We start from the raw sequence: 26542 nt of genomic DNA, 5'->3' as shown, positions 1-26542 counted from the left end.
GGGGACCGTGTTCAGCAGCTCAGGAGATCAGGACCCTCAGGACCCGAATCCCGAGCGTCCGGCGCCGCCGAGCGACCCGAAGATGGTGCCGAGCGAACCGGCACTACCGGTGCCGCCGTTGTCCGCCGCGGTGACCTGAACCGACTGCTCGGCGGAGGCCGACGCCTTGACCCCCTGTCCGCCCGAGTAGCGCGCGGTGATGCGGTGCGCGCCGTCGGTGGTGAAGGTGTGTTCCAGATTCGCGACACCGTCGACGAGGGAGACGTGGTCACCGATCGGGAGGTCGCCGTCGTAGAACTGGACCGTGCCGGGCAGATTCGTGCCGCCTGCCACGGTGGCCGACAACGTCACGGGGCTGCCGACCGTGGCCGTCGCCGGGACCGTCACAGTGGTCGTGGTGACCGTGTCGTCCGGGGTCGGCACCGACACCTGGACCGTCTGCGAGGCTCCGTTCGAGTTGGTGAAACCGGATGCACCCGTGAACGTCGCGCCGACGGTGCGGTCACCGGCCGCGGTGAAGGCGTGCTCGAGCTTCGCGACACCGTTCGCCACGGTGACGGGGCCGCCGATGGCGACGCCGTTCTCGGTGAACTGCACGGTGCCCGACGCGTCGGCCGGGGTCGTGGTGGCGGTCAGGGTCACCGACGTGCCCGTCTGCGCCGCGGACGGCACCGACAGCTCCAGCGACGTCTGTACCAGCGCGGTGCTCACCGTCACGACCCGAACCGCCGACGTCGAGTTCTTGAAGCCCGTGTTGCCGGTGAAGACCGCGGTGATGCTGTGCTGACCGGCCGTCGTGAACGGCGTCTGTGTGGTGGCCTTGCCGTTCGAGACCGCCACTGCGTTACCGATGTTGACGTTGCCGTCCTTGAACTGCACCGAACCCGAGGCGTTCGCCGGATCGAGGTTCGCGGTCAGGGTCACCTGCTGCCCCGTCTCGGCGGTGGCCGGGCCGGTCAGGGTCGTGGTGGTCGCGACGTTCGGCACGCTGACCGCCACCGACTGTGCCTGCGACGTCGATCCGACGAATCCGGGAGCGCCGGAGAAGACGGCCGTGATGCTGTGCTGACCCGCCTCCGAGAAGGTGTACGGCAGGTCGGCCTTACCGTTCGACACCGCAACCGGCGCACCGATGTCCGCGCCGTTGTCCTTGAACTGCACAGTGCCGCCACCGGGATTCGGGGCGACGTCCGCCGACAGCGTCACCTGGGCACCGGTGTCCGCCGTGGACGGGACGGTGAGCGTGGTGGCGGTCGCCGCATCCGGGACGCTCACCGACACCGCCTGCGCGGGTGCCGACGAATTCACGAACCCGGTTCCGGCGATGAAGTCCGCCGCGATGCTGTGGTTGCCGGCCGTGTCGAACGTGTGCTGCAACGTCGCCGTACCATTCGACACCACCACCGGCACACCGATATTCGTCGACCCATCCCTGAACTGCACCGAACCCTGAGCATTCGACGGCGTCACCGTCGCCGTGAGCGTCACCGCAGAACCCGTCAACGCCGACGCCGGAGCCGACACCGTCATCGACGTCGCCACCGACACCGAAACCGACTGCGGCGCCGACTCCGACGCCTTCGCCTTCGCCGTCCCCGCAAACTTCGCCTGCAACGAATGCGCACCCGCCGACGACGGCATCCACGCGAACGTCGCCCCACCCGACGCATTCAACACACCGGTCCCGACCTTCGTCGCACCGTCATAGAAATCGACCGAATCACCCGCCACCGCACCGGACACCGTGGCACTGAGCGTCACCGACTGCCCCACCTGCACACCCGACACCGCAGCCAACGACGTCGACGTCGCGTTCTTCGCGACCGCGACCGTCGGCCCCTTGTCCGCATACGTCCCCGAACCCAACGAACCGCCATAATGCATCGTCGTCATCAACGGCGTCTCACGCGCACAATCCGCACCCACCCGATACGAGAACTCGAACGTACGAGTATTCGGATTCACCAGCGCCCGCACCGGCCACTCGATCGAAGACCCCTCGATGCGCGCGAAGTCAGCGCCCTTGCTCTCGAGACCCCGCGGAGAACCATCAACCTTCGCCGAACCCTCGACATACGTCAGACACGTCGGATGCAGATCCTTGACGGCGTAGATGTACTCCACCACACCAGCAGTCCGCTGGAACGTGGTCTTCGACGTGACGATGTCACCCTCTTTCGGGTTCACATCACTGATCGTCCGCGTGAACTTGCTGTCACCGTCCTGCCATGTCACCGAACCCGGTGCAGCGCTCGCCGCGCCGGCACCGGCAGTGACCGCAAACCCCGCAGCCACCGCAGCAGCAGCCCCCACCGCCACGGCCATCCGTCGGCGAGTCCTTCTGTCAGACATAGGTTTCCTCTCGACGACGGACTTCGCCGACCGCCATGGAGTGAGAAGTGGAACCTCCGGCCCGGGACCGAGGTCCTGGGCCGGAGGGAAATCGAAACTCGAGGCGACTATCCGCCGAGCGAACCGAACATCGTGCCGAGCGAACCGGCACTGCCGGTGCCGCCACCATCGCCGCCGGTGCCTGCCGGCGCGACGGTGATCGACAGGTCATCGGACGAGGCATTCACGGTGCCGGCACCCGAGTACTCGGCCCGGATGACGCGCTGCCCCTGGGTCGCCGGGGTCCAGGTGACCGATGCGCGGCCGCTGCCGTCGACCGTGGCCGTTCCGATGACGGTGTTGCCGTCCTTGAAGGTCACGGTGCCGCCGGCACTCCCGGTGACCTGCGCCGAGATGGTCTGTGCCACACCGACCTGACCGTTGCCGGCCGAGACGACGGTGCCGGACTCGGTGTTGTTCACCGGCTTAGCGGCGACAGTCACGGTCGCGCTGGAGTTGGAGCCTGTGACTCCGTTCCGGCCGGAGAACTCCGCCTTGATCGTGTGGCTGCCGTCGGTCGTCGGCGTCCACGCGTAGGTGGCCTCACCAGCACCGTTCACAGCGACCTCGGCGAGGAGCTGTCCGCCGTCCGTGAACTTGACGGTTCCGCCGGCGGCGGCCGGGTTGACGGTGGCCTTGAGCGTCGACGCCTTGCCGACCTGGGCGCCCGAGACGGCGGCGATCGCCGTGCTCGACGGGAGGTCCGCCTGGATGACCTCGACGCCCTGCACGGCCGACTCGGAAGCGGTGGCCCTCGCGGTACCGAGGAACTTCGCCTTGAGGTTGTGCGTGCCACGCGCCCCGGGCGTCCACGCGTAGGTGGCGGTGCCGTTCGCGTCGAGGGTTCCGGTGCCGATCTTGGCACCGCCGTCGAAGAAGTCGACGGCGTCGCCCTGCGCGCCACCGGTCACCGTCGCGGCCAGAGTGGTTACCAACCCGACCTGGGCGCCGGGAACCTGCGCGAGCGTCGTCGACGTGGTGTTCTTGTTCACCGTGATCGTCGGGCCCTTGTTCGAATATGTGCCGCTACCCAGGCTGCCGCTGTAGTGCATCGTCGTCATCAACGGGGTCTCCCGAGCACAATCCGTGCCCACCCGATAGTTGAACTCGAAAGTCTGTGACTGCGGGCTGATGTTCGGATACACCGGCCAGTTCCCCGCCACCCGCACATAATCCGCAGCCACCTCCGGACCGGAAGTATTTCCACTGACATACGTGAAACAGGTCGGATGCAGATCCTTCACCGCCTGCAACCACTCGACCACACCACCCGTGCGCTCGAACTTCGTCGACACCGTCACGATGTCACCCTCGTTCGGCGTCGTATTGCTCACCGTCCGCGTGAACCGGCTGCTGCCGTCGTCCCACGTAATGGATCCCGGTGCCGCACTCGCCGCACCGACACCGGCAGTGATCGCGAATCCGGCGGCGACTGCGAAGGCACTCAGGCCGGCGAGTACACGACGGGTGTTCTTGTCAGACATGCATTTCCTCTCGACAACGAACCTCGATGAACATCGAACCCACGTTGCGGACGACTGGGGCGACTCGCGTGGTGGACATGGTTGTGCCAGTCAGAGGGCGTATCGGTATGACGATCCGAACACGCGGGCCGCGCGGCACTCCGCCGCTGTTCCCGCGGTCGACGAAGTGAATCGCGTCGTCGATCGGGCCATTCTCCGACTCCCCTCAGAGCACGGTCACCGTGGTTCCGGATCCTTGAATCACCGGGACCACGTGTTCTTCCGCCCAGGTGTCGGCCCGACTCCACACACCTGGCTCGTTCTTCTCGACCACAAACGTCGAGTGAAACGCGCCCCACTGTATCGAACAAACGTCCAGATCCGTGTGGAAACCGTTACCGCGAAAGATTCGAGGCCCCCTGCGCATGCGCAGGGGGCCTCGAATCGAGCATCGGATCAGGAGCCGAACGTCGAGCTTCCCCCACCGAGGCTTCCGAGGCTTCCGGTGCCGGGCGAGATGGGCGCGTCAGCGACCTGGACGGTCTGCGAGGTGGACGAAGAGCCCCTCACACCGGGTCCGCCGGTGAAGGACGCGCTGATCTGGTGCGGGCCGGTCGTGCTGAAGATGTGATCGATGCCGACGACACCGTTGCCGACAGGGATACGGGGTCCGATCGGGTTACCGCCGTCGTAGAACTGGACCGTACCGGTGAGCGGCGCCGTGCTCGAGACCTGCGCGCTGAGACGCACCGAGGTGCCGGCGGTCGCATTATCGGGAGCGGTCATGAGCGTCGCCGATTCCTTGGCACTCGGGTCCGGCGTGGACACCYGGACGAGACGCCCTGCCGCACTCGAGTTGGAGAATCCGGCGCTGCCCGAGAACTCCGCAGAGATCGCATGGGATCCGTCGGTCGTGAACGTGTGCGACATGCTTGCGATGCCCCCGGCCACCGGCACGGACCCGCCGATGTTCGTGTTGCCGTCCTTGAACTGCACCGTGCCGGACGCGTTCGACGGCGTCACGGTCGCCGACAGGGTCACCGGTGCACCCTTGTCGGCCGTCGGCGGAACCGTCACCGCGGTGGTCGTGTTCGTGACCGGCTGCTGCACCGACAGGTTCAGCTGGTTGAGGGGGGCCCACCGCTGCGTGTTGTTGAACGAGTAGATGTCGAACTCCATACCCGTAGTTCGCGGGCCTGGCTGAGCGTCCGCCGCCACCTTGTAGGTGAATGTCAGGGTCGCGCCCTTGTTTAGGAGCCCCAGACGGCACCATGCAGCGACGCAGTTGCCAGGTCCCTTCCAGTCCAGCCGCACCAACCCCGTGACCGAATCCTGAGTCGCGCTGCCGTCGAACTGCCCCGACTTGTTCCATCCGCCGCTCACCGAGTCGCCGCGCCACACGTTGGCGGTGACGCCCTGCAGGACGTAGTTCTGCGGCGGGTGGTCCGTGAAGTTCTGCAGATACCGGTCGATGATGTTGGTCGTTTGGAACGTCACCGTGGAGACCACCGTGTCCCCCGGGAAGGCGTTGGGCTTGTCGATCGTCTTGGTCGCCTTGATGTTGTCCGTCGTCACCGTCTGCGACACCGGATCGGCCGCAGCGACACCGCCGCCGAGGACCGCCTGTCCGACTCCGAGCGTGGCGACCGCCATCGCCCCGACGAGCATCTTCGACACGGTTCTCCGCATCACCGATCGGGCCATTCCGACTCCTTCCAGAGCGTCCACCCCGCGCGTCGGTGGGGACACCGACTCCACGCAGCGCATACGAACGCATGTGCAAATGATTCGTCGACCGCCGGCCCGACTCCAACGTTCGACCGTGCTCGATGTGCCGCAATGGCACTCGGAGCCCGTCTCGATCTTTATAGAACAAACGTCCAATATCAGCGAGTTTTCGTTACACCCGCCCGAGGAGGACGGCGGATCTCGCCGCCGCCCTCCTGACGGATGCTTACGACCCGAAGCTCGGCAGGCCCGCGAGGCTGCCCGTGCCGGTGGTGCCGCCGGGTGCCGTTTCGGTCGAGGTGATCTCGACGACGCGCACATCCGACGACGAACCCTTCAGGCCTGCCGCACCGGAGTAGACCGCGGTGATCCGGTGGGCACCGGACGTGGTGAACGCGTGGTCCCGCGTGGCGACGCCGTCGACCAGTTCGACGGCCTCCCCGATCGGCGTGTCACCGTCGAAGAACTGGACGGTCCCATCGACGGGGCCCGACGACACCACCGAGGCCCACAACCGGACGGTGCTGCCACTGGCCGCGCCGGCCGGAACTGTCAATGCCGTCGCGGTGTCGGCATCGGTCGGCGCCGGTGCCGTCACGTTCACCATTCGGGTGACGGCCGTCGACCCGTCGAGCGATGAAACTCCGGAGAACACCGCGGAGATCGCATGTGCACCAACGCCACTGAACGTGTGCGGCAGCCGCACCACACCGTCGGTCACCACGATCGGGGCGCCCAGATCGGCCCCGCCGTCGCGGAACTGGACCGTGCCACCGTCGACGGCGACACCGGCCGACGTCCGGACCGTCGCCCAGAGATCGGTGACGACGCCCGACTTGGCCTCGCCGGGCACACTGAGCAACGTCACCGTCCCACGCGGCGCCACGACGGGATCGGTCACCGAGACGGACTGCGGCGGCGACGTCGACGGCTCGAATCCCGCTGCACCCGAATACGTCGCGGTGATGCGGTGACTGCCGACGGACGTGAAGGCGTGGTCGAGCGTCGCAGCGCCGTCGACGACGGCGATAGGGCCGCCGATGGCGGTGGCGCCGTCCTTGAACTGCACGGTTCCGCCGGTCGGCTTCGGGCTGACCGACGCCGACAGCGTCGCCGCGGCACCGGCCTGAGCGGCCGACGGCGCGGTGACCGTCGTCGTGGTCTTCAGATCCGGATCGGTGACCGAAACCAGCTGCGGCTCAGAGGCGGACGAAACGAAACCGACGCCGGTGAAGGCCGCCATGATCGGATGCGTGCCCGCCGAGGCGAATGTGTGAGACACCTGAGCTGTGCCGGCGGTGACCGGAACCGGTGCACCGATGTTCGTGTCGCCGTCCTTGAACTGCACCGTGCCGGAGGCGACCCCGGGCTCGACCTTGGCGGTGAGGTTCACGGCGGTGCCGGTGAGGGCGCTCGGTGGCACCGTCACGGTCGTGGTGGTCGGAACGTCGGCCTCGGCGACGGACACCGACTGCACGCCCGACTCGGATCCGTTCGCGAACGGCGTGCCGGCGAACTTGGCCTGCACCGACCGCGCTCCGGCCGTCGACGGCGACCACGCGAAGGTGGCCACACCCGACGCGTTCAACTGGCCCGAACCGACCTTTGCCCCGCCGTCGTAGAAGTCGACCGGGTTGCCCTCCGCGCCACCGGTCACCGTCGCGCTGAGCGTCACCGACTTCCCGACCTGCGCACCCGGCACCGCGGCCAGCGCCGTGGTGGTGGTGTTCTTCACGACCGTGATCGACGGAGCCTTGTTGTCGTACTCCCCCGAACCCAACGAACCGCTGTAATGCATCGCCGACGTCAACGCCACCCCACGCGCACAGTCCGCACCGACGCGATACGAGAACTCGAACGTGTGCGGCTTACCGTTGATCAACGCGCCCACGGGCCATTCCACGGACGACCCCTGGACCCGTGCGAAGTCGGCGCCCTGGCTCTCCAACCCACGCACCGAACCGTTCACCTTCGCCGACCCGTCGACATACGTCAGGCACGTCGGATGAAGATCCTTGACGGCATAGATGTACTCGCCGGGAATCGCCGTCCGTTCGAACTTCGTCGAAACGGTGATCACGTCACCCTCGTTCGGCGTCGTGTTGCTCACCGACCGAGTGAACTTGGTGCTGCCGTCGTTCCAGGTCACCGAGTCCGACGCGGCACCGGCCGTACCCGCGCCGAGAACGACGGTGAGCCCCGCCGACAGCGCGGCCACACCCGCGGCGGCCACCAGCCTCCGCTTGGTCCTACTCGACATGCCCATCTCCCGTTCCTCGTGCCACGTCGTCGTTTTCGTCATTCGCTCGCGCATCGTTTCGTTTCYGCTCACGAGCCGAAGGCCGGGATGTCGATGCTGCCGGTGGCGGTGCCACCGCCGGTGGTGCCGCCGGCTTCGGTGACCGCCAGAGTTCCGGAAGTCGACGTGGCGGCGATGAATCCCTCCGCGCCGCTGTACTTCGCGGTGATCGAGTGGGCACCGGTCCCGGTGAACGTGTGCGCGAGCGTCGCGCGCCCGTCCACCAGGTCCACGGCCACACCGAGGGGCTTGTCGCCATCGAAGAACTGCACGGTGCCGTGCGGGGTCCGCGGCGCGATCACGCGCGCGGTGAGAGTAACCGGGCTCCCGGCCGTGCCGGACGCCGGAATCCCCAGCTCGACAGCCGTCGCCAGGTCGCTCACGGCTGCCGCAGTGACGTTGATGTCCTGAGTGTCGGTGGTGGAGGTGCCGTAGGCTCCCGCGCCGCTGTAGACGGCCGAGACCGCATGCGTGCCGGCGGTGTCGAATGTGTGCACCAGCTTGGCAGTTCCGCCCACGACCGGCACCGGAGAACCGAGATTCGTCGCGCCGTCACGGAACTGCACCGTGCCGCCGTTCGACACCTCGGTGCCCTCGGGCAGCTCGAAGACCGTGGCCCACAGCTCGATCGGCGCGCCCGTCTTGGCCTCACCGGGAGCGTTGAGCAGCGTCACCGTACCGATGTTCGACGCCGTCACGGCCACGTTCACCGGCGAGGCGCTGGAGCCGAGGGAGCCCACACCACCGCTGTAGACCGCGGTGATCGGATGCGACCCGCCACGCGCGAACGTGTGGGCGAGCGTCGCAACGCCGTCCGACACGAGCACGGGGGAACCGAGATCGGTTGCACCGTCACGGAATTGCACGGTGCCGTCGAGAGGTGCCGGGGACACCGTCGCCGAGATCGTCACCTCTGCGCCGACCTCGGCCGTCGAGGGTGCCGTGACGACGGTGGTGGTCGCGACCGCGTCCGGCATCGGCTCGGACACCGTCACCGTCCGGTTGCCCGACATCGAGGGCGCGAATCCGGTGCCGCCCGAGAAGCTGGCGCTGAGGCCGTGCGCACCCGTCGTGGTGAAGGTGTGCGACAGCGTCGCGATCCCACCGGCCACCTGGACCGGCGCGCCGATGGCGTTGCCGTTGTCCGTGAACTGCACGGTGCCCGACGCGGTGGACGGCGTCACCGCGGCCACGAGATCGACGGCGAGGCCGGTGGTTGCGTTCGGCGGCACCGTGACCACCGTCGTGGTGGCGGCTACGGGCGGCGTGACCGTCACGGTTCGAGCCTCCGAAGTCGACGACGCGAAGCCGGATGCGCCCGAGAACTCGGCGGTGATGCTGTGCGCACCGAGCGAGCCGAACGCGTACGACAGAGCAGCCGAACCGTTGGCGACGGGGACCGCCGCGCCGATGGCGTTGCCGTTGTCCTTGAACTGCACGGTTCCCGACGCGTCCGCGGGCGAGACCGCGGCAGTCAGCTGGACGGCGGAACCGGTCGCGGCGGTGCTGGGCACGGTCAGCGCCGTCGTGGTGGCCGCGTCGGGCACGGTGACCCGGATTGTCGCGAGCGGACCCGCGCCCGCGTTGAGGCCGCTGGATTCCCCGTTGCGCGGGCTACAGCGCGTCGGCGCCCACTGCACACCCAAGAACGACGCCTTCGCAAGCTGAGTACTGAAGTTCTTGTCGTTGTTGTAGCTGCCCGCGTCACCACTCGTGCGGATCTTCGGCTGGATGACACCGGGCTGCCCGGCGACCATCGTGACGTCGATCGCCGGCATCTGGAACCAGGAGTCGCCGTTGCCATTGGGCGTGCCGTTGATGTTCTTCTTCAGCTTGGGGGCCAGAATGCCGCCCTCGCTGTTGGTGCTGTTGGAGGCGCCGTTTCCGATGACCTCGTTGTTGCCGGAGATCCGAAGAATCGTGCCGTTCGGGTCGACGGTTCCGCTGTCGTTGACCCGGATGACGCTCGGTGCGACGCCCGAGATGTTGACCGCGGAGTTCCCCACGATCGACGCGCTGACGAACGTCGCGTTGGTGGGGATCTCGAAATCGTTCTTGAGGCGCGACAGGTTCGTCGTCGACGCACCCGAATCGGAGTCGGGGAACGACTGCGCGTTCGTCTGCATGCGGAAGGTGAACGTCTCACCCGGCGCGACGCTCGCGGAACTCGTCACCGTCACCGAGGCGGCGGGAGTCTTGGTCACGTTCATCGTCGCCGTGGCCCGGCATGTGGTGGTGAACTCGACCGTCGACGTTGCGGCCGAAGCCGGTTGGACGATCAGTAACGGCCCGGACAGCACCACGGACCCGGCGAACGCGACAGCGCAGCGCCTCCGAAACGAGGAACTCATCAAACTCCCTGAACAAACAGTCGAAGGGCGCCGCGGCTGCAGAGCTCCCGAGCCGGAAGGATAAACCCTCCCACTGGAACGCGTGTCAGTTTTCTAAGTCAAACGTTCAGTTAGCCACTTAACGACAACGACCGAACGAACGAACTGGTCGGATGCTGTTCTTTCGCTACACGAAACAAGGAATTATCCGCCGGTGAAGGACGAATGGCCCCCTGCCCGATACCGGGCAGGGGCCACTCACTCAGGAGCTACGGAGTCAGGAACCGAACCGTAGGCCGCTCAGGCTGCCGAGCGAACCCAACGAACCGTTACCACCGTCACCGCCGCCGGACTGCGCGACGTCCAGCGTCTGCACCGGCGACGTCGAACCCTGCACGCCCGGGCCGCCCGAGTACACCGCGTAGATCTGGTGCGGCCCACTCTGAGTGAAGGTGTGCACCAGTTCGGCGACACCGTTCACCACCGACACCGGCTGACCGATCTCGACACCGCCGTCGAAGAACTGGACCGTGCCCTGCAATGTCGGAGCACCGCCCACCTGGGCAGTCAACGTGAACGCGGTACCCGCCGTTGCCGACTGCCCCGACGCGATCACCACCGTCGACGGCACGTCGGTCGGATTCGGCGCGGACACCTCGACCGGATGCGGCGTCGACGTCGAAGCCGCGAACCCGGCACCCGGAGCGAATACCGCGGTGATCTGATGCGTCCCTACCGTGGTGAACGTGTGCTCGAGCGTTGCCGCACCGTTCGACACCGTCACCGGCGAACCGATCTCGATGCCGCCGTCACGGAACTGCACCGTGCCCGTCGGCACCGCCGTCCCGGACTGCGCCTGCACCGTCGCCGAGAGAACCGTCTCGATGCCCGTCGTGGCCGTGTCCGGGGAACCCACCACGGTCACCGTCTCGACATCGATCGGGGCAGGATCGGAAACCGTGATGCTCTGCGTCGCGGACGTCGAGCCCTCGAATCCGGGCGCGCCCGAGTACACCGCCGAAACCGCGAACGATCCAGCCGAGTTGAACGTGTACGGCATGCTCGCGTGGCCGCTCACATCCACAGTCACCGGAGCGCCCGCATCGGCACCGGCCACCTTGAACTGCACGGTTCCGCCCGTCGGAGCCGGCGACACCGCCGCCGACAGCGTCACCTGCTGACCGGTCTCGCCGGTCGCGGGAACAGTCACCGCCGTGACGGTGTGTGTATCCGGGACAACCGGATTCGTCACCGTGATGCCCTGCGGGGCCGCGGTCGAGTTCGTGAATCCGGCAGCGCCGGTGAACTCGGCAGTCACCGAGTACGAACCAGCAGCACCGAACGTGTACGGCAGCGTTGCCGAACCACCCGACACCGCCTGCGCGGTTCCGACCGGTGCGCCGTCGACCTTGAACTGCACCGAACCCTGGGCATTCGACGGACTAACCGTCGCCGACAGGTTCACCGAAGCGCCCGTCTCCGCAGAGCCCGGAGCGGCAACCGTCAGCGACGTCTGCTGATCAGGTTCCGTCACCGTCACCGACTGGGCCGCGGCCGACGAATTCACGAAACCGGGGCCCGCCGCGAAATCGGCAGTGATGCTGTGGGCGCCCGACGTAGTGAAGGTATGCGGCAGAGTGGCAGCACCGTTGACGACGGCTACCGGGGATCCGATGTTCGTGCCGTTGTCCTTGAACTGAACCGTGCCTGCAGCATTCGACGGCGACACCGTCGCCGTCAGATCAACCTCGGAGCCGGTCTGAGCCGAACCCGGAACCGCCAACGACAACGACGTCTCCTGATCGGGGTCGGTGACCGTGATGTTCTGCGCCGTGGCAGTCGAGTTCGTGAACCCGGCAGCACCGGTGAACTCCGCTGTCACCGCATAGGTTTCAGCGGCATTGAACGTGTACGCGTACGTCGCCGTACCACCTGACACCGTCACCGGGCCACCGACAGCAGTGCCGTCCACCGAGAACTGCACCGTGCCTGCAGCATCCGCCGGCGTCACCGTCGCCGTCAGATCAACCTCGGCGCCCGTCTCCGCAGAAGCCGGAACACCAACCGTCAGAGACGTGGTCACATCAGGATCGGTCACCGTCACCGACTGCGCCGACGCCGACGAGTTCGCGAACCCGGAACCGGCAATGAAATCGGCCGTGATGCTGTGCGCACCCGCCGCAGCGAACGTATGCGGCAGGGTCGCCGAACCACCCGACACCGACACCGGCGAACCGATATTCGTGCCGTTGTCCTTGAACTGCACCGAACCCTGAGCATCCGACGGAGACACCGTCGCCGTCAGATCAACCGACGAACCGGTCTGAGCCGAACCCGGAACCGCCAACGACAACGACGTSGTCACATCAGGATCTGTGACCGCTACCGACTGCGCCGACGCCGACGAATTCACGAAACCGGAGCCGGCAATGAAATCGGCCGTGATGCTGTACGAACCAGCCGTCGTGAAGGTGTGCGGAAGGGTAGCCGTGCCACCGGACACCGTCACCGGCGATCCGATGTTCGAACCATTGTCCTTGAACTGCACCGAACCCTGCGCGTTCGACGGAGACACCGTCGCCGACAGATCCACCGAAGCGCCCGTCTCAGCAGAAGCCGGAGCCGCAACCGTCAACGACGTCGCAACATCAGGATCGGTGACGGTGATCGACTGCGCCGCAGCGGTCGAACCCGTGAACCCGGCAGCACCCGTGAACTCAGCGGTCACCGAATACGAACCAGCAGCACCGAAYGTATGCGGCAGCGTTGCCGAACCACCCGACACAGGAACCGCCGCACCCACCGGAGACCCATTCACCGAGAACTGCACCGAACCCTGAGCATTCGACGGAGACACCGTCGCCGACAAATCCACCGACGCACCCGTCTCAGCAGAAGCCGGAGCCGCAACCGTCAACGACGTCGCCACATCAGGATCCGCGACCGTCACGGTCTGCGCCGCTGCCGACGAATTCACGAAACCGGAACCGGCCACGAAGTCGGCGGTGATGCTGTGCGCTCCGGTGGCTGTGAAGGTGTGCTGCAGCGACGCCTGGCCACCGGACACCGTCACCGGGGATCCGATGTTCGAACCATTGTCCTTGAACTGCACCGTGCCCGACGCGTTCGACGGCGTCATCGCCACGGACAGGGTCACCGGAGTGCCGGTCACGGCAGTTCCCGGGACCGACAAGGCGGCGCTGGTTGCGACCGGGGCGTTCACCTGCACGTTCTGCGCGGCGGACTGCGACGAGGCCGCGATCGCCGTGCCCGGGAACTTCGCCGACAGACTCCGGGCACCCGCCGTGGTCGGCGTCCACACGTAGGTCACGACGCCCGACGCGTTCGACTGTCCCTCACCGAGCTTCGTTGCGCCGTCGTAGAACTCGATCGTGCTGCCCTGCGCGGCGCCGGTCAGCGTCGCACTCAACGTGACAGACTGTCCGGTCATGATCGGATTCGGCACCGCGGCCAACGTCGTCGTGGTGGCATCCTTCGCGACGGTGATCGTCGGGCCCTTGTCGGGGTACGTGCCGCTGCCCAGGCTGCCCCCGTAATGCATCGTCGTCATCAACGGGGTCGCGCGGGCACAGTTCGCGCCCACCAAGTAGGTGAATTCGAAGGTCTGCGACTTAGGACTGATGTTCGGATACACCGGCCAGTTCCCCGTCACCCGGACGTAGTCCGCGGCGATCTCAGGACCGGAAGTATTTCCACTGACATACGTCATACAGGTCGGGTGGAGGTCCTTCACCGCCTGCAACCACTCCACCGTACCGCCGGTGCGCTCGAACTTCGTCGACACCGTGACGGTCTCCCCCACCGACGGCGTGGAGTTGCTTACCGTCCGCGTGAACTTGCTGTTGCCGTCGCTCCAGCCGACCGACGCCGGCGCGGCACCGGCCGCCCCCATGCCGAGGCTCGCCGCGAAGCCCGCGGATAATGCGAAAACACTTATACCGCCGACTATTCGGCGTAGTCCCCTGCCAACCATGCACTTCCCTCTCGACGACGACTCGACGGCCGCCAACTCAACGGATCAGGTACGACCTGGGACATCGCGCTGAGGGGATCGAGTCCGGGGCGCGTTGCAGGGCCCATGCCACCCCCTGCAACCAACCGCAGCCCGACTCCGCGTCTGAAATGCGGCTCGAACTCTACCGGACAAACGTCCAGATCAGGATCGAACGAGGGATTCGACCAGTGGAACGACTGTGGCCCCCGGACCATCAGGTCCGGGGGCCACAGTCTGCGTCAGTCGAGAGGTGTCAGGACCCGAACCGCAGCCCGCTCAGGCTGCCGAGAGACCCCGTCCCCAACGACCCGAAGCTGCCCGTGCCGTCACCGGACTCGGCGACATCGAGCACCTGCACCTGGGACGTCGAACCCGCCACGCCCGGGCCGCCCGAGTAGACCGCGTGAATCTGATGCGGACCGCTCAGGGTGAAGGTGTGCGCGACCTCAGCGAAGCCGCCCACCACCGGCACCGGCTGACCGATCTCGACGCCACCGTCGAAGAACTGCACGGTGCCCGGCAGCGACTGCGCACCGATCACCTGAGCCCTCAACGTGAACGGCGTGCCGGCCGTCGCGGATGTAGTCGACGTCATGACCGCCGACGTCTGGACGTCCACGGGGTTCGGCGCGGACACCTCGACCGGACGCTGCGTCGACGTGGATCCCGCGAAGCCCGAGTCGGGCTGGAACACCGCGGTCATCTGACGCGTCCCCGGGGCGGTGAACGTGTGCTGAAGTGACGCCGAGCCGTTCAGCAGGGCTACCGGCGAACCGATCAGCGAATCGCCGTCACGGAACTCCACCATTCCCGTCGGGACAGCTGTCCCGCTCTGCGCCTGCACCGTCGCCGACAGCGTGGTCTCCACGCCGGTCGTCGCCGAACCCGGAACACCCAGCAACGTCACGGTCTGGATGTCGACCGGAGCCGGATCGGTCACCGTGATGTTCTGACCCGTGGCAGTCGAGTTCGTGAACCCGGTAGCACCCGTGAACTCGGCCGTAACCGAATATGTATCAGCAGCATTGAACGTGTACAGCAGCGTCGCAACAGCACCTGACACCATCTGCGGCGATCCCACCGCGACACCGTCGACCTTGAACTGCACCGAACCCTGAGCGTTCGACGGTGACACCTGAGCCGACAGGCTCACCTGCTCACCAGTCGTAGCGGTCGCCGGCACCGACACCGTCGTCGTGGTCTCCTGATCCGGATCAGTCACCGTCACCGCCTGGGCCGAAGTGGTAGAGCCCGCGAAACCCGCAGCACCGGTGAACTCCGCCGTCACCGCGTACGTGTCAGCGACATTGAACATGTGCGCCAGAGTCGCCGAACCACCCGACACCGTCACCGCAGCACCAACCGTGCTGCCGTTGACCGAGAACTGCACCGTTCCTTGAGCATTCGACGGAGTAACCGTCGCCGACAGATCCACCGACGCACCCGTCACCGCAGAACCCGGCACCGTCAACGACAACGACGTCTGCTGATCCGGATCCGAAACCGTGACGTTCTGAGCCGACGCAGTCGAATCCGTGAACCCGGCCGCACCCGTGAACTCAGCGGTCACCGAGTACGAACCCGCAGCACCGAACGTATACGGCAGCGTCGCAACACCACCCGACACCGTCTGAGGCGAACCCACCGCGACACCGTCGACCTTGAACTGCACCGTGCCCTGAGCATTAGCCGGAGCCACCGTCGCCGACAGGCTCACCTCGGAACCGGTCTGAGCCGTACCCAGCACCGTCAACGACACCGACGTCGTCACATCAGGATCCGTCACCGTCACCGACTGGGCCGCAGCCGACGAATCCACGAAACCGGGGCCGGCCGTGAAATCGGCAGTGATGCTGTGCGAGCCCGCAGAGGTGAACGTATGCGGCAACGTCGCAACACCATTCACCACGACAACCGGAGAACCGATCGGGGCACCATTATCCGAGAACTGCACCGTGCCCTGAGCATCCGAGGGAGACACCGTCGCCGTGAGATCCACCGACGAACCCGTCACCGCAGAAGCGGGAGCGGCAAGCGCCAGCGAGGTAGTTACATCGGGATCGGTGACCGTGACGTTCTGTCCCGGGGCCGTCGAGTTCGTGAACCCGGCAGCACCGGTGAACTCGGCCGTCACCGCGTAGGTGTCAGCCGCGTTGAACGTGTGCGGCAACGTCGCCGAACCACCGGACACCGGAATAGCCGTACCCACCGGAGCGCCGTTCACCGAGAACTGCACCGAGCCCTGAGCATCCGACGGCGACAACGTCGCCGTCAGATCCACCGACGAACCGGTCTCAGCGGAAGCCGGAACATCAACCGTCAACGAGGTGGTCACATCAGGATCGGTGACCGTGACGGACTGCGCGGCCGAAGTCGACCCGAAGAAGCCGGCACCGGGGACGAACTCCGCGGTGACGCTGTGTGCACCGGCCGAGGCGAATGCATGGGATAGCGTCGCCACACCGTTCACCGGCGTCACCGGCGATCCGATGTTCACACCGCCGTCCTTGAACTGCACCTGGCCGTTCGCGTTTGCCGGGCTCACGGTCGCGGTGAGGTTGACCGACTGCCCCGTCATCGCCGAAGCCGGCACCTGCAGCGCGGTGGTCGTGGCAAACTCCTCCACCCTGACCTGCACATTGAATGGGTTGGCTCCCTTCGGGTTTCCGGAGAACGCCCACACGTCCAGCAGCACGCCGCTGTCATACGTACCGAACGCGAAAGTGTCCGGTACCCGGTAGCTGGTCTCGAGCGTGACGTTCTGCCCGCTCTTGACGATGAACCCGTTGCCGAAGGCGTTGCAGCCACTGCCGCTGCACTTTGCGGTGACGCCGCCGTCCGACTCGTTGGTGAAGGTGGCCTTGTTCGTGGCACCCAGGTACGTCACCTTGGGGCTGCCCGACACCAGCGTGAACCCCGCGGGCGGCACGTCCCGGAACTTCGGAATGTAGCGCTCCACACCGCTGTCCACCCAGATGGTGCTCTTGTACGTGACCGTGTCGCCTCGATGGAGGACGTTGCTACCGATCACTTCCTTCTTGAACTTGACGTTGTCGGACGAGCCCTGGTTGCTGGCCGGAGGTGGATCGGCCGCAAAGGCCAGGCCACTTCCCGCGACCAAGAGTCCGACCGCCGCTACACCCGCTACGACCGGTGTAGCGAGCCGCCGCAAGGATGACAAACCCACTGAATCCTCCCTCAGGTATGCGCTTCCCCGACCCAGCGGTGTAAAAAGAATGCCGACGCTAGCTGGACTGCAGCGTCACCGTTTGCTGATCGTTGCAGAGTCGTTTCTCGGCAACCGCCAAGAGCGATTTCCATTCGCCAACAATCATTTTCGGATCTGACGATCTCAGGCKCGGCCCCGTCTCCGCATGGAGGCGAGACCGCGCCTGGATCAGGAACTACTTACGAGCCGAACTTCAAGCCACCAAGAAGGCCGCCGAAGAGTCCACTCAGACTGCCCAAGCTTCCGCTCGGGTTGCCCCCGGAGACCTGGACGGTCTGCGAACCCGAGGTCGAGTTCGCGATGCCCTGGCCGCCGTTGAACTCCGCGTGGATGCTGTGCGCACCCGACGTGGTGAAGGTGTGGTTCAGAACCGCCGTGCCGTTGACCACGGTCACCGCGTCACCGATCGGGTTGGCCCCGTCGAAGAACTGGACCGTACCGGTGACCGGCACGTCACCCGCACCGGTGACCTGCGCCGACAACTGCACCGAGGTTCCGGCCGTCGCGTTCGCCGGCACCGTCACGACCGTGGCCGTCTCGACGTCGGCCACTGTCGGCACCGTGACCACGACCTGCTTCGCCCCGGCGTTGGAACCGGCAAACCCGGTCGCGCCGCTGAACGTCGCGGTGATGGTGTGCGTGCCCGCCGCGGTGAAGGTGTGCGCCAATGCGGCAACACCGTCAACCACCAGAGCTGTTCCGATCGACGTTGCGCCGTCGAAGAACTCGACAGTGCCGCCGCTCGGGACGACCTCCGCAGTCGCGGCGTTGTACACGGTTGCGTACAGATCCTCCGACTCACCGGTCTTGGCGTTGCCCGGGACGTTCAGCATCGTCGTGGTGTCCGCCTCCACCGGAGTGGGATCCGAAACCGCGATCGTCTGCGCAGACGCAGCCGAGTCCGTGAATCCGACCGCACCGGTGAACGCTGCAGTCACATTGAACGAGCCCGCGGCAGCAAAGGTGTGCGTGTACGTTGCCGCACCGCCCGACACCGTGACCGGAGCACCGACCGGGCTGCCGTTCACCGAGAACTGCACCGTGCCTGCGGCATTCGCCGGAGTGACCGCAGCAGACAGATCCACCGCAGCACCCGTCTCAGCCGTGGCCGGAACCGTCAGCCCCAGACTCGTCTCCACATCCGACGGAGCCGGATCCGAAACCGCGACGTTCTGAGCCGACGCCGTCGAACCCGCGAACCCGGTGGTTCCCGAGTACACCGCGGTCACTGCATACGAACCCTCCGCATTGAACGTGTACGGCATGCTCGCGTGACCGGTGCCATCGACATTCACCGGAGTACCGACATCACTGCCGGCGACCTTGAACTGCACCGTGCCACCGGTCGGAACCGGGGCAACCGCAGCAGACAATGTCACCGAGGAGCCCGTCTCAGCCGTGCCCGGAGCCGTCACGGTGGTAGTGGTCTCCGTGTCCGGAACCACCGGATCGGTCACCGTCACGGTCTGTGCACCCGCGGTCGAGCCCGCGAATCCCGCTCCACCGGTGAAGGTGGCCGTGATGCTGTGCGAACCGGCCGAGGTGAACTGATGCGACAGCGTCGCAACACCGTTCGAGACCGTCACCGGCTGACCGATGTCGGTGCCGTTGTCCTGGAACTGCACCGAACCGACCGCATTCTGCGGAGTGACGTTCGCCGTCAGGTCCACCGCTGCGCCGGTCTCCGCGTCCTGCGGGACCGTGAGCTCAGTCGTCGTCGTGGTGACCGGATCCGTCACAGTGACGTTTTGCGTCTGCGCCGCAGTGGAGGCAGCGAATCCGGCGTCACCGGTGAATGCTGCGCCGACCGCGTACGAGCCGGCAGTGGCGAACGTGTGCGGCAGCGTCGCAACACCGTTGGACACCGTCACCGGCGAACCGATGTTGCTGCCGTTGGCCGTGAACTGCACCGTGCCGGAAGCATTCTGCGGGGCGACGTTCGCGGTGAGCGTCACCTCGGCCCCGGTCGCGGCGTTGGCCGGAGCCGACACCGTCGTCGTGGTCTCGACATCCGGAACCACCGGATCGGCGACGGTCACGTTCTGGGCTCCCGCGGTCGAACCCGTGAAGCCGGGTGCGCCCGTGAAGTCGGCCGTGATCGCGTGTGCGCCGGCCACGGTGAACGAGTGCGACAACGTCGCCGCGCCGGACGCCACCGTCACCGGGGAACCGATGTTGTTGCCGTTGTCCTTGAACTGCACGGTGCCCGCGGCATTCGCCGGGGTCACGGTGGCGGTCAGGTCGACGGCCGTGCCGGTCTCCGCGTTCTGCGGAACCGTCAATCCCAGTGTCGTCGCGACATCGACCGGGGTCGGGTCGGACACTGTCACGGTCGAAGCCACCGACGTCGAACCGGTGAAGCTACCGGTACCGGTGAACACCGCCGTCACCGAGTGCGAACCGGCAGACGTGAACGTGTGATCCAGGCTGGCCGAGCCGCCCGACACCGCCACCGGGGAGCCGATGTCGGTGCCGTTGTCCTGGAACTGCACCGAGCCCGTCGCGTTGTTGGGCGCGACGTTGGCAGTCAGCGTGACCGGGGTGCCGGTCTCCGCCGCGGCCGGCGCAGCGAGGGTAGTGGCGGTCGACACCTGAGCAGCAACGACATTGATCGTGGCCAGCGGGCCGGCGCCGGCGTTGAGCCCTGCGCCCTTGTCGTCGCGCGGCGTGCACCGCGTGGGCGCCCACTGGTTCCCGAAGAAGCTCGCCAGCGGCAGGAAGGTGTAGTAGCTCTCATTGGCGTTGTAGTTCGCGGCGCTGCCTGCTGTGCGCACCGTCGGCGTGATCACACCGGCTGACCCAGCCACCATGGTCACGTCGACAGCGGGCAGTCGGAACCAGCTGTCACCGCCGGTCCCGTTGCCGTTGAGGTCCTTCTTCAGCTTGGGTGCCCGAATGCCACCTTCGCTGTTGGTACTGGTGCTCGGCCCATTCGAGATGGTCTGATTGTTGCCGGACAGTCGCAGGATGTTTCCTGCGGCGTCAGGGTTTCCGGAATCGTTGACCCTCAGGACGCCGGGGGCCACACCATCGAGATTGATGGCCGTGCCGGGCACGACCGAGGCGCTGACGAACGTGGCGTTCGCCGGAATCTGATAGTCGACCTTCAGCCGCGACACGTTCGTCGTGGTCGCGCCCGAGTCCGAGTTGGGGTACGAAGCGCCAACCGGCTGTATCCGGTAGGTGAATGTCTCACCCGGTGCCACCGTGGCAGGAGCGTCCACAGTCATCCCGGTGTCCGCAACCTTGTGCACGGTGATTGTGGCCGATGCCTGACATGCGTTCTTGAAGTTCGTCGTGTTGACGACCGCATTCGCCGGGCTCCCGATCAGGAGCGTCCCGGCGACGAGCGCTGTGCCTGTGAGTGGCACGACACAGCGCCTCACTATCGAATTTTGCATACTCGCTTCCTTTGCAGAAGTTGCGGATGGGGGGAGGGGAAATCCGCAGAGGTCCGCACACCATAACGGCGGGATTACGCCTATGTGTCGGTTTTGCCGACCAAACGTCCAAATGTTGCTGGAGATTTGCCGAACACACGTTTGTTACCGGCCGGTACGTCCGATCCGGAAGAAACCCTCGGCCGCCACATGGACACGGAGGCAAAAAAATAGCTTCCAACTGGGTCAACATGCCTGGACATGAGTCCAGTACCATGTCTAGCGTCGCCGCGTGTCCAGAATCGGGAACTTCACCTCGGGATTAACCCTTACGCTTCACCCCGCACCGAAATGAGCCTCAAACTCGACACCGACGGCCCCGCCCTCGCCGAGACGCCGACCGGGAATCGACCCGCTACGGCGAACAAAGAATTGATCACTCCTACATACCGCAGGGTATTATTGAATTGAATTCCAGAAATGGAATTCGGCCCGGCCAGCCACCGGGCCGCGAGCCCGCACCGCCGCGGGTACGGTCTGACGGGTGTCTCCCGAACGTCAGCGCACCTACACCTGGAACGACCCCGCCCCGATCGCGGATGCCAACCGGAACCTCAGTGGACTCGAGTTCGTCCGCGGCCTGGTCGACGGCACCGTCCCGCACCATCCCACCGCGAGCACCCTCGGCTTCCGCGTCACCGACGCCCGCGAAGGCTTCGTCGAGATCACGGCCGAGCCGGCCGAGTGGCACTACAACGCCGTCGGCAGTGTGCACGGCGGCGTCATCGCCACGATGATCGACACCGCGATGGGCTTCTCCGTCTCGAGCACCCTTCCGGCCGGCGTCGGATACACCACCCTCGACATCACCGTCCGGTACATCCGCGGCATCAAGGCCGAACAGGGATCCATTCGCGTGCACGGCTTTTCGGAGCACACCGGCCGCACCACCGCCACCGCACGGGCCGAGGTCCGCGACGACCGGGACCGGCTGCTGGCAACGGCGTCCACCACCTGCCTGATCCTGCGCTGACCCCGAAAACACTTCGGCCGAATGTCACATGCGTTCGGTCCAACTGAACGCATGTGACATTCGGCCAACACCAAAAGTGAGGCTACGGCGCCGTCAGCACCTCACGGCCGACGAACGGCACCAGGGCGGCGGGGACCTTGACGGAACCGTCTGCCTGCTGGTGGTTTTCGAGGATCGCGACGAGCCAGCGCGTGGTGGCGAGGGTGCCGTTGAGGGTCGCGGCGGTCTGCGGCTTGCCGTTCTCGTCGCGGTAGCGCACCGCGAGGCGGCGGGCCTGGTAGGTGGTGCAGTTCGACGTCGACGTCAGCTCGCGGTACTGCTGCTGGGTGGGAACCCAAGCCTCGCAGTCGAACTTGCGGGCCGCGGACGAACCGAGGTCGCCGCCGGCGACGTCGATGACGCGGTACGGGAGTCCCATCGCGTCCAGCATGTCGCGCTCCCAGGCGAGCAGACGCTGGTGCTCGGCGTCGGCGTCCTCGGGCTTGCAGTAGGTGAACATCTCCACCTTGTCGAACTGGTGGACGCGGATGATGCCGCGGGTGTCCTTGCCGTAGCTGCCGGCCTCGCGACGGAAGCACGACGACCAGCCCGCGTACCGCTTGGGGCCGTTCGACAGGTCCAGGATCTCGCCCGAGTGGTAGCCCGCGAGCGGGACCTCGGACGTGCCGACGAGGTACAGGTCGTCGTCCGCGAGGTGGTAAATCTCGTCGGAGTGCTGGCCCAGGAAGCCGGTGCCCTGCATGATCTCGGGGCGCACCAGCACCGGCGGAATCATCATGGTGAAACCGTTGGCCATCGCCTTCTGCGCCGCGAGCTGCAGCATGCCGAGCTGGAGCATCGCACCGAAGCCGGTGAGGAAGTAGAACCGCGAGCCCGACACCTTGGCGCCGCGCTCCATGTCGATCAGTCCCAGCGACTCACCGAGCTCGAGGTGATCCTTGGGCTCGAAGTCGAACGTCGGGATCTCGCCGACGGTCTCGAGCGTGATGAAGTCGTCCTCGCCGCCGGCGGGCGCACCCTCCTGCACGATGTTCGAGATCGCGCGGTGGGCGGCCTCCATCGCGGCCTGCGCCTCGTGCTGGGTCGCCTCGGCGTCCTTCACCTTCCGCGCCAGTTCCTTGGAACCCTCGAGCAGCGCGGGACGCTCCTCCGGGGACGCCTGCCCCACCTTCTTGCCGAACGCCTTCTGCTCGGCGCGCAGGGTGTCGCCGGCCAGGACAGCGGCGCGGCGGGATGCATCGGCCTCGAGCAGCGCGTCGACCAGACCGGGGTCTTCACCGCGGGTGCGCTGCGAGGTGCGGACGGCGTCGGGGTTCTCGCGAAGGAACTTGAGGTCAATCACGACCACAAACCCTACTTGGTGACACCACGCTCACTCCGGGTGCTTCCCCAATATCTGCAGATAGTCGTCGCGTCCGAACATGCGTGCGGCATCGAGCGCCGACGGCTGACCGGCCGCCGCGTCGGCCCCCGCGTCCACGAGCGCGGCCACCACGGCGTCCTCGCCCTTGAACACGGCACCCGCCAGCGGCGTCTGTCCGCGGTCGTTCGGGCGGTTCACGTCGGCGCCCCGCTCGATCAGCGCCCGGACCGCGTCGGTGTGCCCGTGGTAGGCCGCGAGCATCACCAGCGTGTCGCCGCTCGCGTTCGTGAGGTTGACCGGGACCCCGGCGTCGACGTACTGCGCCAACGCGGTCGCGGCGCCGGTCCGGGCCATGTCGAACAATCGACCGGCCAACTCCTGCACGTCTCCCGGCAGGTCGCCGTCGCGCTCACCGGGATGTTCCTCACTCATGTCGGACGAACCTACGCGGAAACTTCGGCATCTGCTCCCGATGCGGGCATTATGGAACCAATGTCCGACGATCAACCGCAGCCGACACCACAGCCGGAGCGGCGCCGACACGTGTCCGCGCCGGTGACCAGGCGTGCTCTCGCGCTCGTCGCGATCGGCGCGGTGATCGCCGCCATCGCCACCATCTTCGTCTCCGGCGGTTTCGACCGCGGCGAGAAACTGCCTGTTCACACGAGTGGCGTGGGACCGCAGCCCACCGGCGCCGTCGCCGGCGAGGCGTTCGGCTCGGCCACCACCGGCGATTGCCTGACATGGAGCAGCGCCGACGCCAGCGACCTCGAGAAGGTCGACTGCGCGCAGGCGCACCAGTTCGAGGTCGCCACCGATGTGGACCTCAGCCTGTATCCGGGCGTCGAGTTCGGTCCGGGCTCCAAGTTCCCCGGTGTACTGCGCTTCTCCGAACTCCGCGACGAACACTGCGCGCCGGCCGTCAACAACTACCTGGACGGACGGTTCGACCCCAAGGGCAAGTTCAGCGTCGGCCTGATCAATCCCGGCGAGGCCGGCTGGGCCGCCGGCGAACGCACCATCCGCTGCGGCCTGCAGTTCTCCGGTGTCACCGGAACACTGCTGCCCATCGAGGGCCGCGTCGCCGAGCAGGACCAGTCGAAGGTGTGGAACGTGGGCACCTGCATCGGCATCAACCAGAACGTCCCGTCCGATCCCGTCGACTGCGCGCAGTCGCACGCGTTCGAGGTGGTCGGCGTGATCGACCTGGCCAGCCGCTTCCCCGGTGGCATGCCCTCCGTCGAGGACCAGGACAAGTTCCTCGAGGGCGCGTGCACCGAGGCCAGCAACGGCTACCTCGGCTCCCCCGACACGCTGCGTGACAAGACCCTGACGCTGTTCTGGGACAACCTCGACCTCGACAGCTGGCTCGTCGGCAGCCGCAAGATCAACTGTTCGATCGGCAAGGAGGTCGACGGCAGCGGATTCGCGACCATCGTCGGCAGCGCCAAGGGCGCCATCCTCATCAACGGGCAGGCGCCCGTCCCGCCGCCGCCCGCGCCCGAGGGCCGTTCCGTGCCGACCCCGCTGCCCGGCGCCGCGCCGCTCCCCCCGGCCGGGGGCTGACGTGCCGGTGACCATGACGGCCGCTCACTTCGAGGAGCTGGTCTCGGAAGCGCTCGACCTCATCCCGCCTCAACTCGCCGCGGGAATCGACAACGTCGTGGTGCTCGTCGAGCCGCGCAACGACGAGGAGCCGACCCTGCTCGGGCTCTACCACGGCATCGCCCTCACCGAGCGGGACAGCCACTACGGCGGCGCCCTGCCCGACACCATCACCATCTACCGCGACGCGATCCTCGACGTGTGCCACACCGAGGACGAGGTGGTGCACGAGGTGATGGTCACCGTCATCCACGAGGTGGCGCACTACTTCGGCATCGACGAGGACCGGCTGCACGAGCTCGGCTGGGGCTGACCCGTCCCGATCCGGTCGAATTCGAATGGAACCGACCGCTCGCTTTCGGCGTCCAAGCAATCAAGGGACGAGTTTCATCTGCTCGCCCCGGTTGCCATCGACCCCGATTCGAGGAGATACCCGCATGTCGGATCACGTGTTCGTCGACCCTGACGTCCTCCTCGCCGCGGCCACCGAACTCGACGCGCTCGCCGTCCGCCTGCAGGTCACCCTCACCGCGGCGGCACCGGCCCTCACCGTCGCGCCGTCCGGCGCCGAGGAGGTGTCGGTGATGGCGGCCGGGTACTTCAACGGCCTGGCGAACAGCTTCAGCCCGGCGGCCGGGCGCAGCATCGAGGAACTCACCGCCGCCGCCGTGATGCTCCGCGCGCAGGCCGCGACCTACCGGGACGAGGACCAGACGATCGGGACGTCGCTCGCGGCCGGCATGTGACCACGCCGGACCGGGACCTGCCAGCCACATTCGAGGGGAACGAGGAGAACACAGCATGACCACTGGTGTCACCGGAGTCGTCTGGATGCCGCGCGGTGCGACCGTCAATTCGACGACGCTCACCGCGGGCGCGGGGCCCGTGCCGCTCAGCGCGGCGAGCCCGGCGTGGGCCGCGGTCGCGGAGAGCTTCGCCGACGCCGGCGCGACGCTGAACAGGGTGATGGCGGAGCTGCGCACCGGCTGGGAGGGCGTGGCCGCCGAGGCCGCGCTCGGCAGGATCGCCCCGTTCGCCGCGTGGGCCGAACAGACCGCGACGCTCGCCGCGGACACCGCGACCAAGGCCTCCGTCGAGGCCGGCGCCTACACGTCCGCAGCGCTGACCATGCCGAGCCTGCCCGAGATCACCGCGGTCAAGGCAGCCAAGACCGCCGCCTACAGCACCGGCGGCGTGGTCAACGGCTCCGCCGCCGTCGCCGAGGCCGCCGACCGTGCGATGGACATCCGGGCCGGGCTGGTGATGGAGGCGTACGAGGCGGCGTCGAGCATCCTGGCGACACCGGGATCCTTCACGCAGCCGCCGCCGCTCACCAACGAATCCACCGCCGGCCTCGAGTCCCGCGACGCGGGCGAGGTCGCCCGCCGCCGACTCGAGAACGACTTCCGCACCGACCCGGTCGGCACCATCGCCGCGGCGGCGACTGCCTTCGCCCAGAACCCGACCGTCATGGCGGCCGCATCGCAGGTCGGCACGGTCGCGGGCACCGTCTCGGGTGCCACCTCCGCCGCCGCCAACATCGGCGGTGCCGTGCTCGGCGGCGTCGCCGGTGGCGCCCCCGTGGTCCTGAACACGTCCACCGCGCCCACCTCGGGTGCAGCCGGGGCCGCGACCGCCGGCGGCGCCGGCCGGGGGTCCGGCTACACCGCCGCGCGCGCCGCGGGAGTCAGCGGTGGGGCCGGCGG

At 67.1% G+C, this 26542-nt stretch carries 15 protein-coding genes; 5 read left to right on the top strand and 10 right to left on the bottom strand.

Annotation, left to right across the window (positions count from 1 at the left end):
- Positions 1–36: 36 nt before the first annotated feature.
- From AB4Z09_RS21240 to AB4Z09_RS21205, 8 genes are all read right to left on the bottom strand, one after another.
- Complete coding sequence (locus AB4Z09_RS21240) at positions 37–2352, bottom strand: Ig-like domain-containing protein (protein ID WP_442240611.1); 2316 nt, start codon at positions 2350–2352, stop codon at positions 37–39.
- Positions 2353–2459: 107 nt separating this feature from the next.
- Positions 2460–3875, bottom strand: coding sequence for an Ig-like domain-containing protein (locus tag AB4Z09_RS21235; RefSeq protein WP_442240610.1), 1416 nt, complete (start codon positions 3873–3875; stop codon positions 2460–2462).
- A gap of 435 nt (positions 3876–4310) precedes the next feature.
- Positions 4311–5558, bottom strand: a complete 1248-nt coding sequence (locus AB4Z09_RS21230; RefSeq protein WP_442240609.1) for an Ig-like domain-containing protein — start codon at positions 5556–5558, stop codon at positions 4311–4313.
- A gap of 250 nt (positions 5559–5808) precedes the next feature.
- Positions 5809–7884, bottom strand: a complete 2076-nt coding sequence (locus tag AB4Z09_RS21225) for an Ig-like domain-containing protein (RefSeq protein ID WP_442240608.1) — start codon at positions 7882–7884, stop codon at positions 5809–5811.
- A gap of 26 nt (positions 7885–7910) precedes the next feature.
- Entirely contained in the window at positions 7911–10232 is a 2322-nt protein-coding gene (locus tag AB4Z09_RS21220; protein WP_442240607.1) for an Ig-like domain-containing protein, read from the bottom strand.
- Between the two features lie 256 nt (positions 10233–10488).
- Positions 10489–14124: a beta strand repeat-containing protein gene (locus AB4Z09_RS21215; protein ID WP_442240606.1), complete on the bottom strand. Its 3636-nt coding sequence runs from the start codon at positions 14122–14124 to the stop codon at positions 10489–10491.
- A gap of 355 nt (positions 14125–14479) precedes the next feature.
- Positions 14480–17413: an Ig-like domain repeat protein gene (locus tag AB4Z09_RS21210; protein WP_442240605.1), complete on the bottom strand. Its 2934-nt coding sequence runs from the start codon at positions 17411–17413 to the stop codon at positions 14480–14482.
- 221 nt (positions 17414–17634) lie between these two features.
- Positions 17635–20826, bottom strand: coding sequence for a beta strand repeat-containing protein (locus AB4Z09_RS21205; RefSeq protein ID WP_254622725.1), 3192 nt, complete (start codon positions 20824–20826; stop codon positions 17635–17637).
- A gap of 553 nt (positions 20827–21379) precedes the next feature.
- Between AB4Z09_RS21205 and AB4Z09_RS21200 the strand changes: the two genes are divergently transcribed.
- Positions 21380–21868 (top strand): PaaI family thioesterase, encoded by a 489-nt coding sequence (locus AB4Z09_RS21200; protein ID WP_114724140.1) that lies wholly within the window; start codon positions 21380–21382, stop codon positions 21866–21868.
- A gap of 82 nt (positions 21869–21950) precedes the next feature.
- Here AB4Z09_RS21200 and serS read toward each other — a convergent pair whose 3' ends face one another.
- Positions 21951–23210, bottom strand: a complete 1260-nt coding sequence (gene serS, locus AB4Z09_RS21195) for a serine--tRNA ligase (RefSeq protein ID WP_174907455.1) — start codon at positions 23208–23210, stop codon at positions 21951–21953.
- Positions 23211–23240: 30 nt separating this feature from the next.
- A complete protein-coding gene (locus AB4Z09_RS21190; RefSeq protein ID WP_174907453.1) occupies positions 23241–23663 on the bottom strand; it encodes an ankyrin repeat domain-containing protein in 423 nt (140 codons plus the stop codon).
- A gap of 51 nt (positions 23664–23714) precedes the next feature.
- Here AB4Z09_RS21190 and AB4Z09_RS21185 point away from each other — a divergent pair, with 51 nt between their 5' ends.
- From AB4Z09_RS21185 to AB4Z09_RS21170, 4 genes are all read left to right on the top strand, one after another.
- Positions 23715–24797, top strand: coding sequence for a septum formation family protein (locus AB4Z09_RS21185; RefSeq protein WP_441346792.1), 1083 nt, complete (start codon positions 23715–23717; stop codon positions 24795–24797).
- A 1-nt stretch (position 24798) separates the two neighbouring features.
- Complete coding sequence (locus AB4Z09_RS21180) at positions 24799–25149, top strand: metallopeptidase family protein (RefSeq protein WP_114724143.1); 351 nt, start codon at positions 24799–24801, stop codon at positions 25147–25149.
- Positions 25150–25273: 124 nt separating this feature from the next.
- Entirely contained in the window at positions 25274–25582 is a 309-nt protein-coding gene (locus AB4Z09_RS21175; RefSeq protein WP_174907449.1) for a PE family protein, read from the top strand.
- Between the two features lie 55 nt (positions 25583–25637).
- Positions 25638–26542 (top strand): PPE domain-containing protein (locus AB4Z09_RS21170; protein WP_442240604.1); only part of this gene is annotated, 905 nt, incomplete at its 3' end.

Origin of the sequence: Rhodococcus sp. TAF43 (assembly GCF_052113525.1) — a bacterium.
Classification (GTDB): Bacteria; Actinomycetota; Actinomycetes; order Mycobacteriales; family Mycobacteriaceae; genus Prescottella.
The sequence above is the reverse complement of the archived record's forward strand: the minus strand, read 5'-3'. Positions and strand labels throughout refer to the sequence as shown.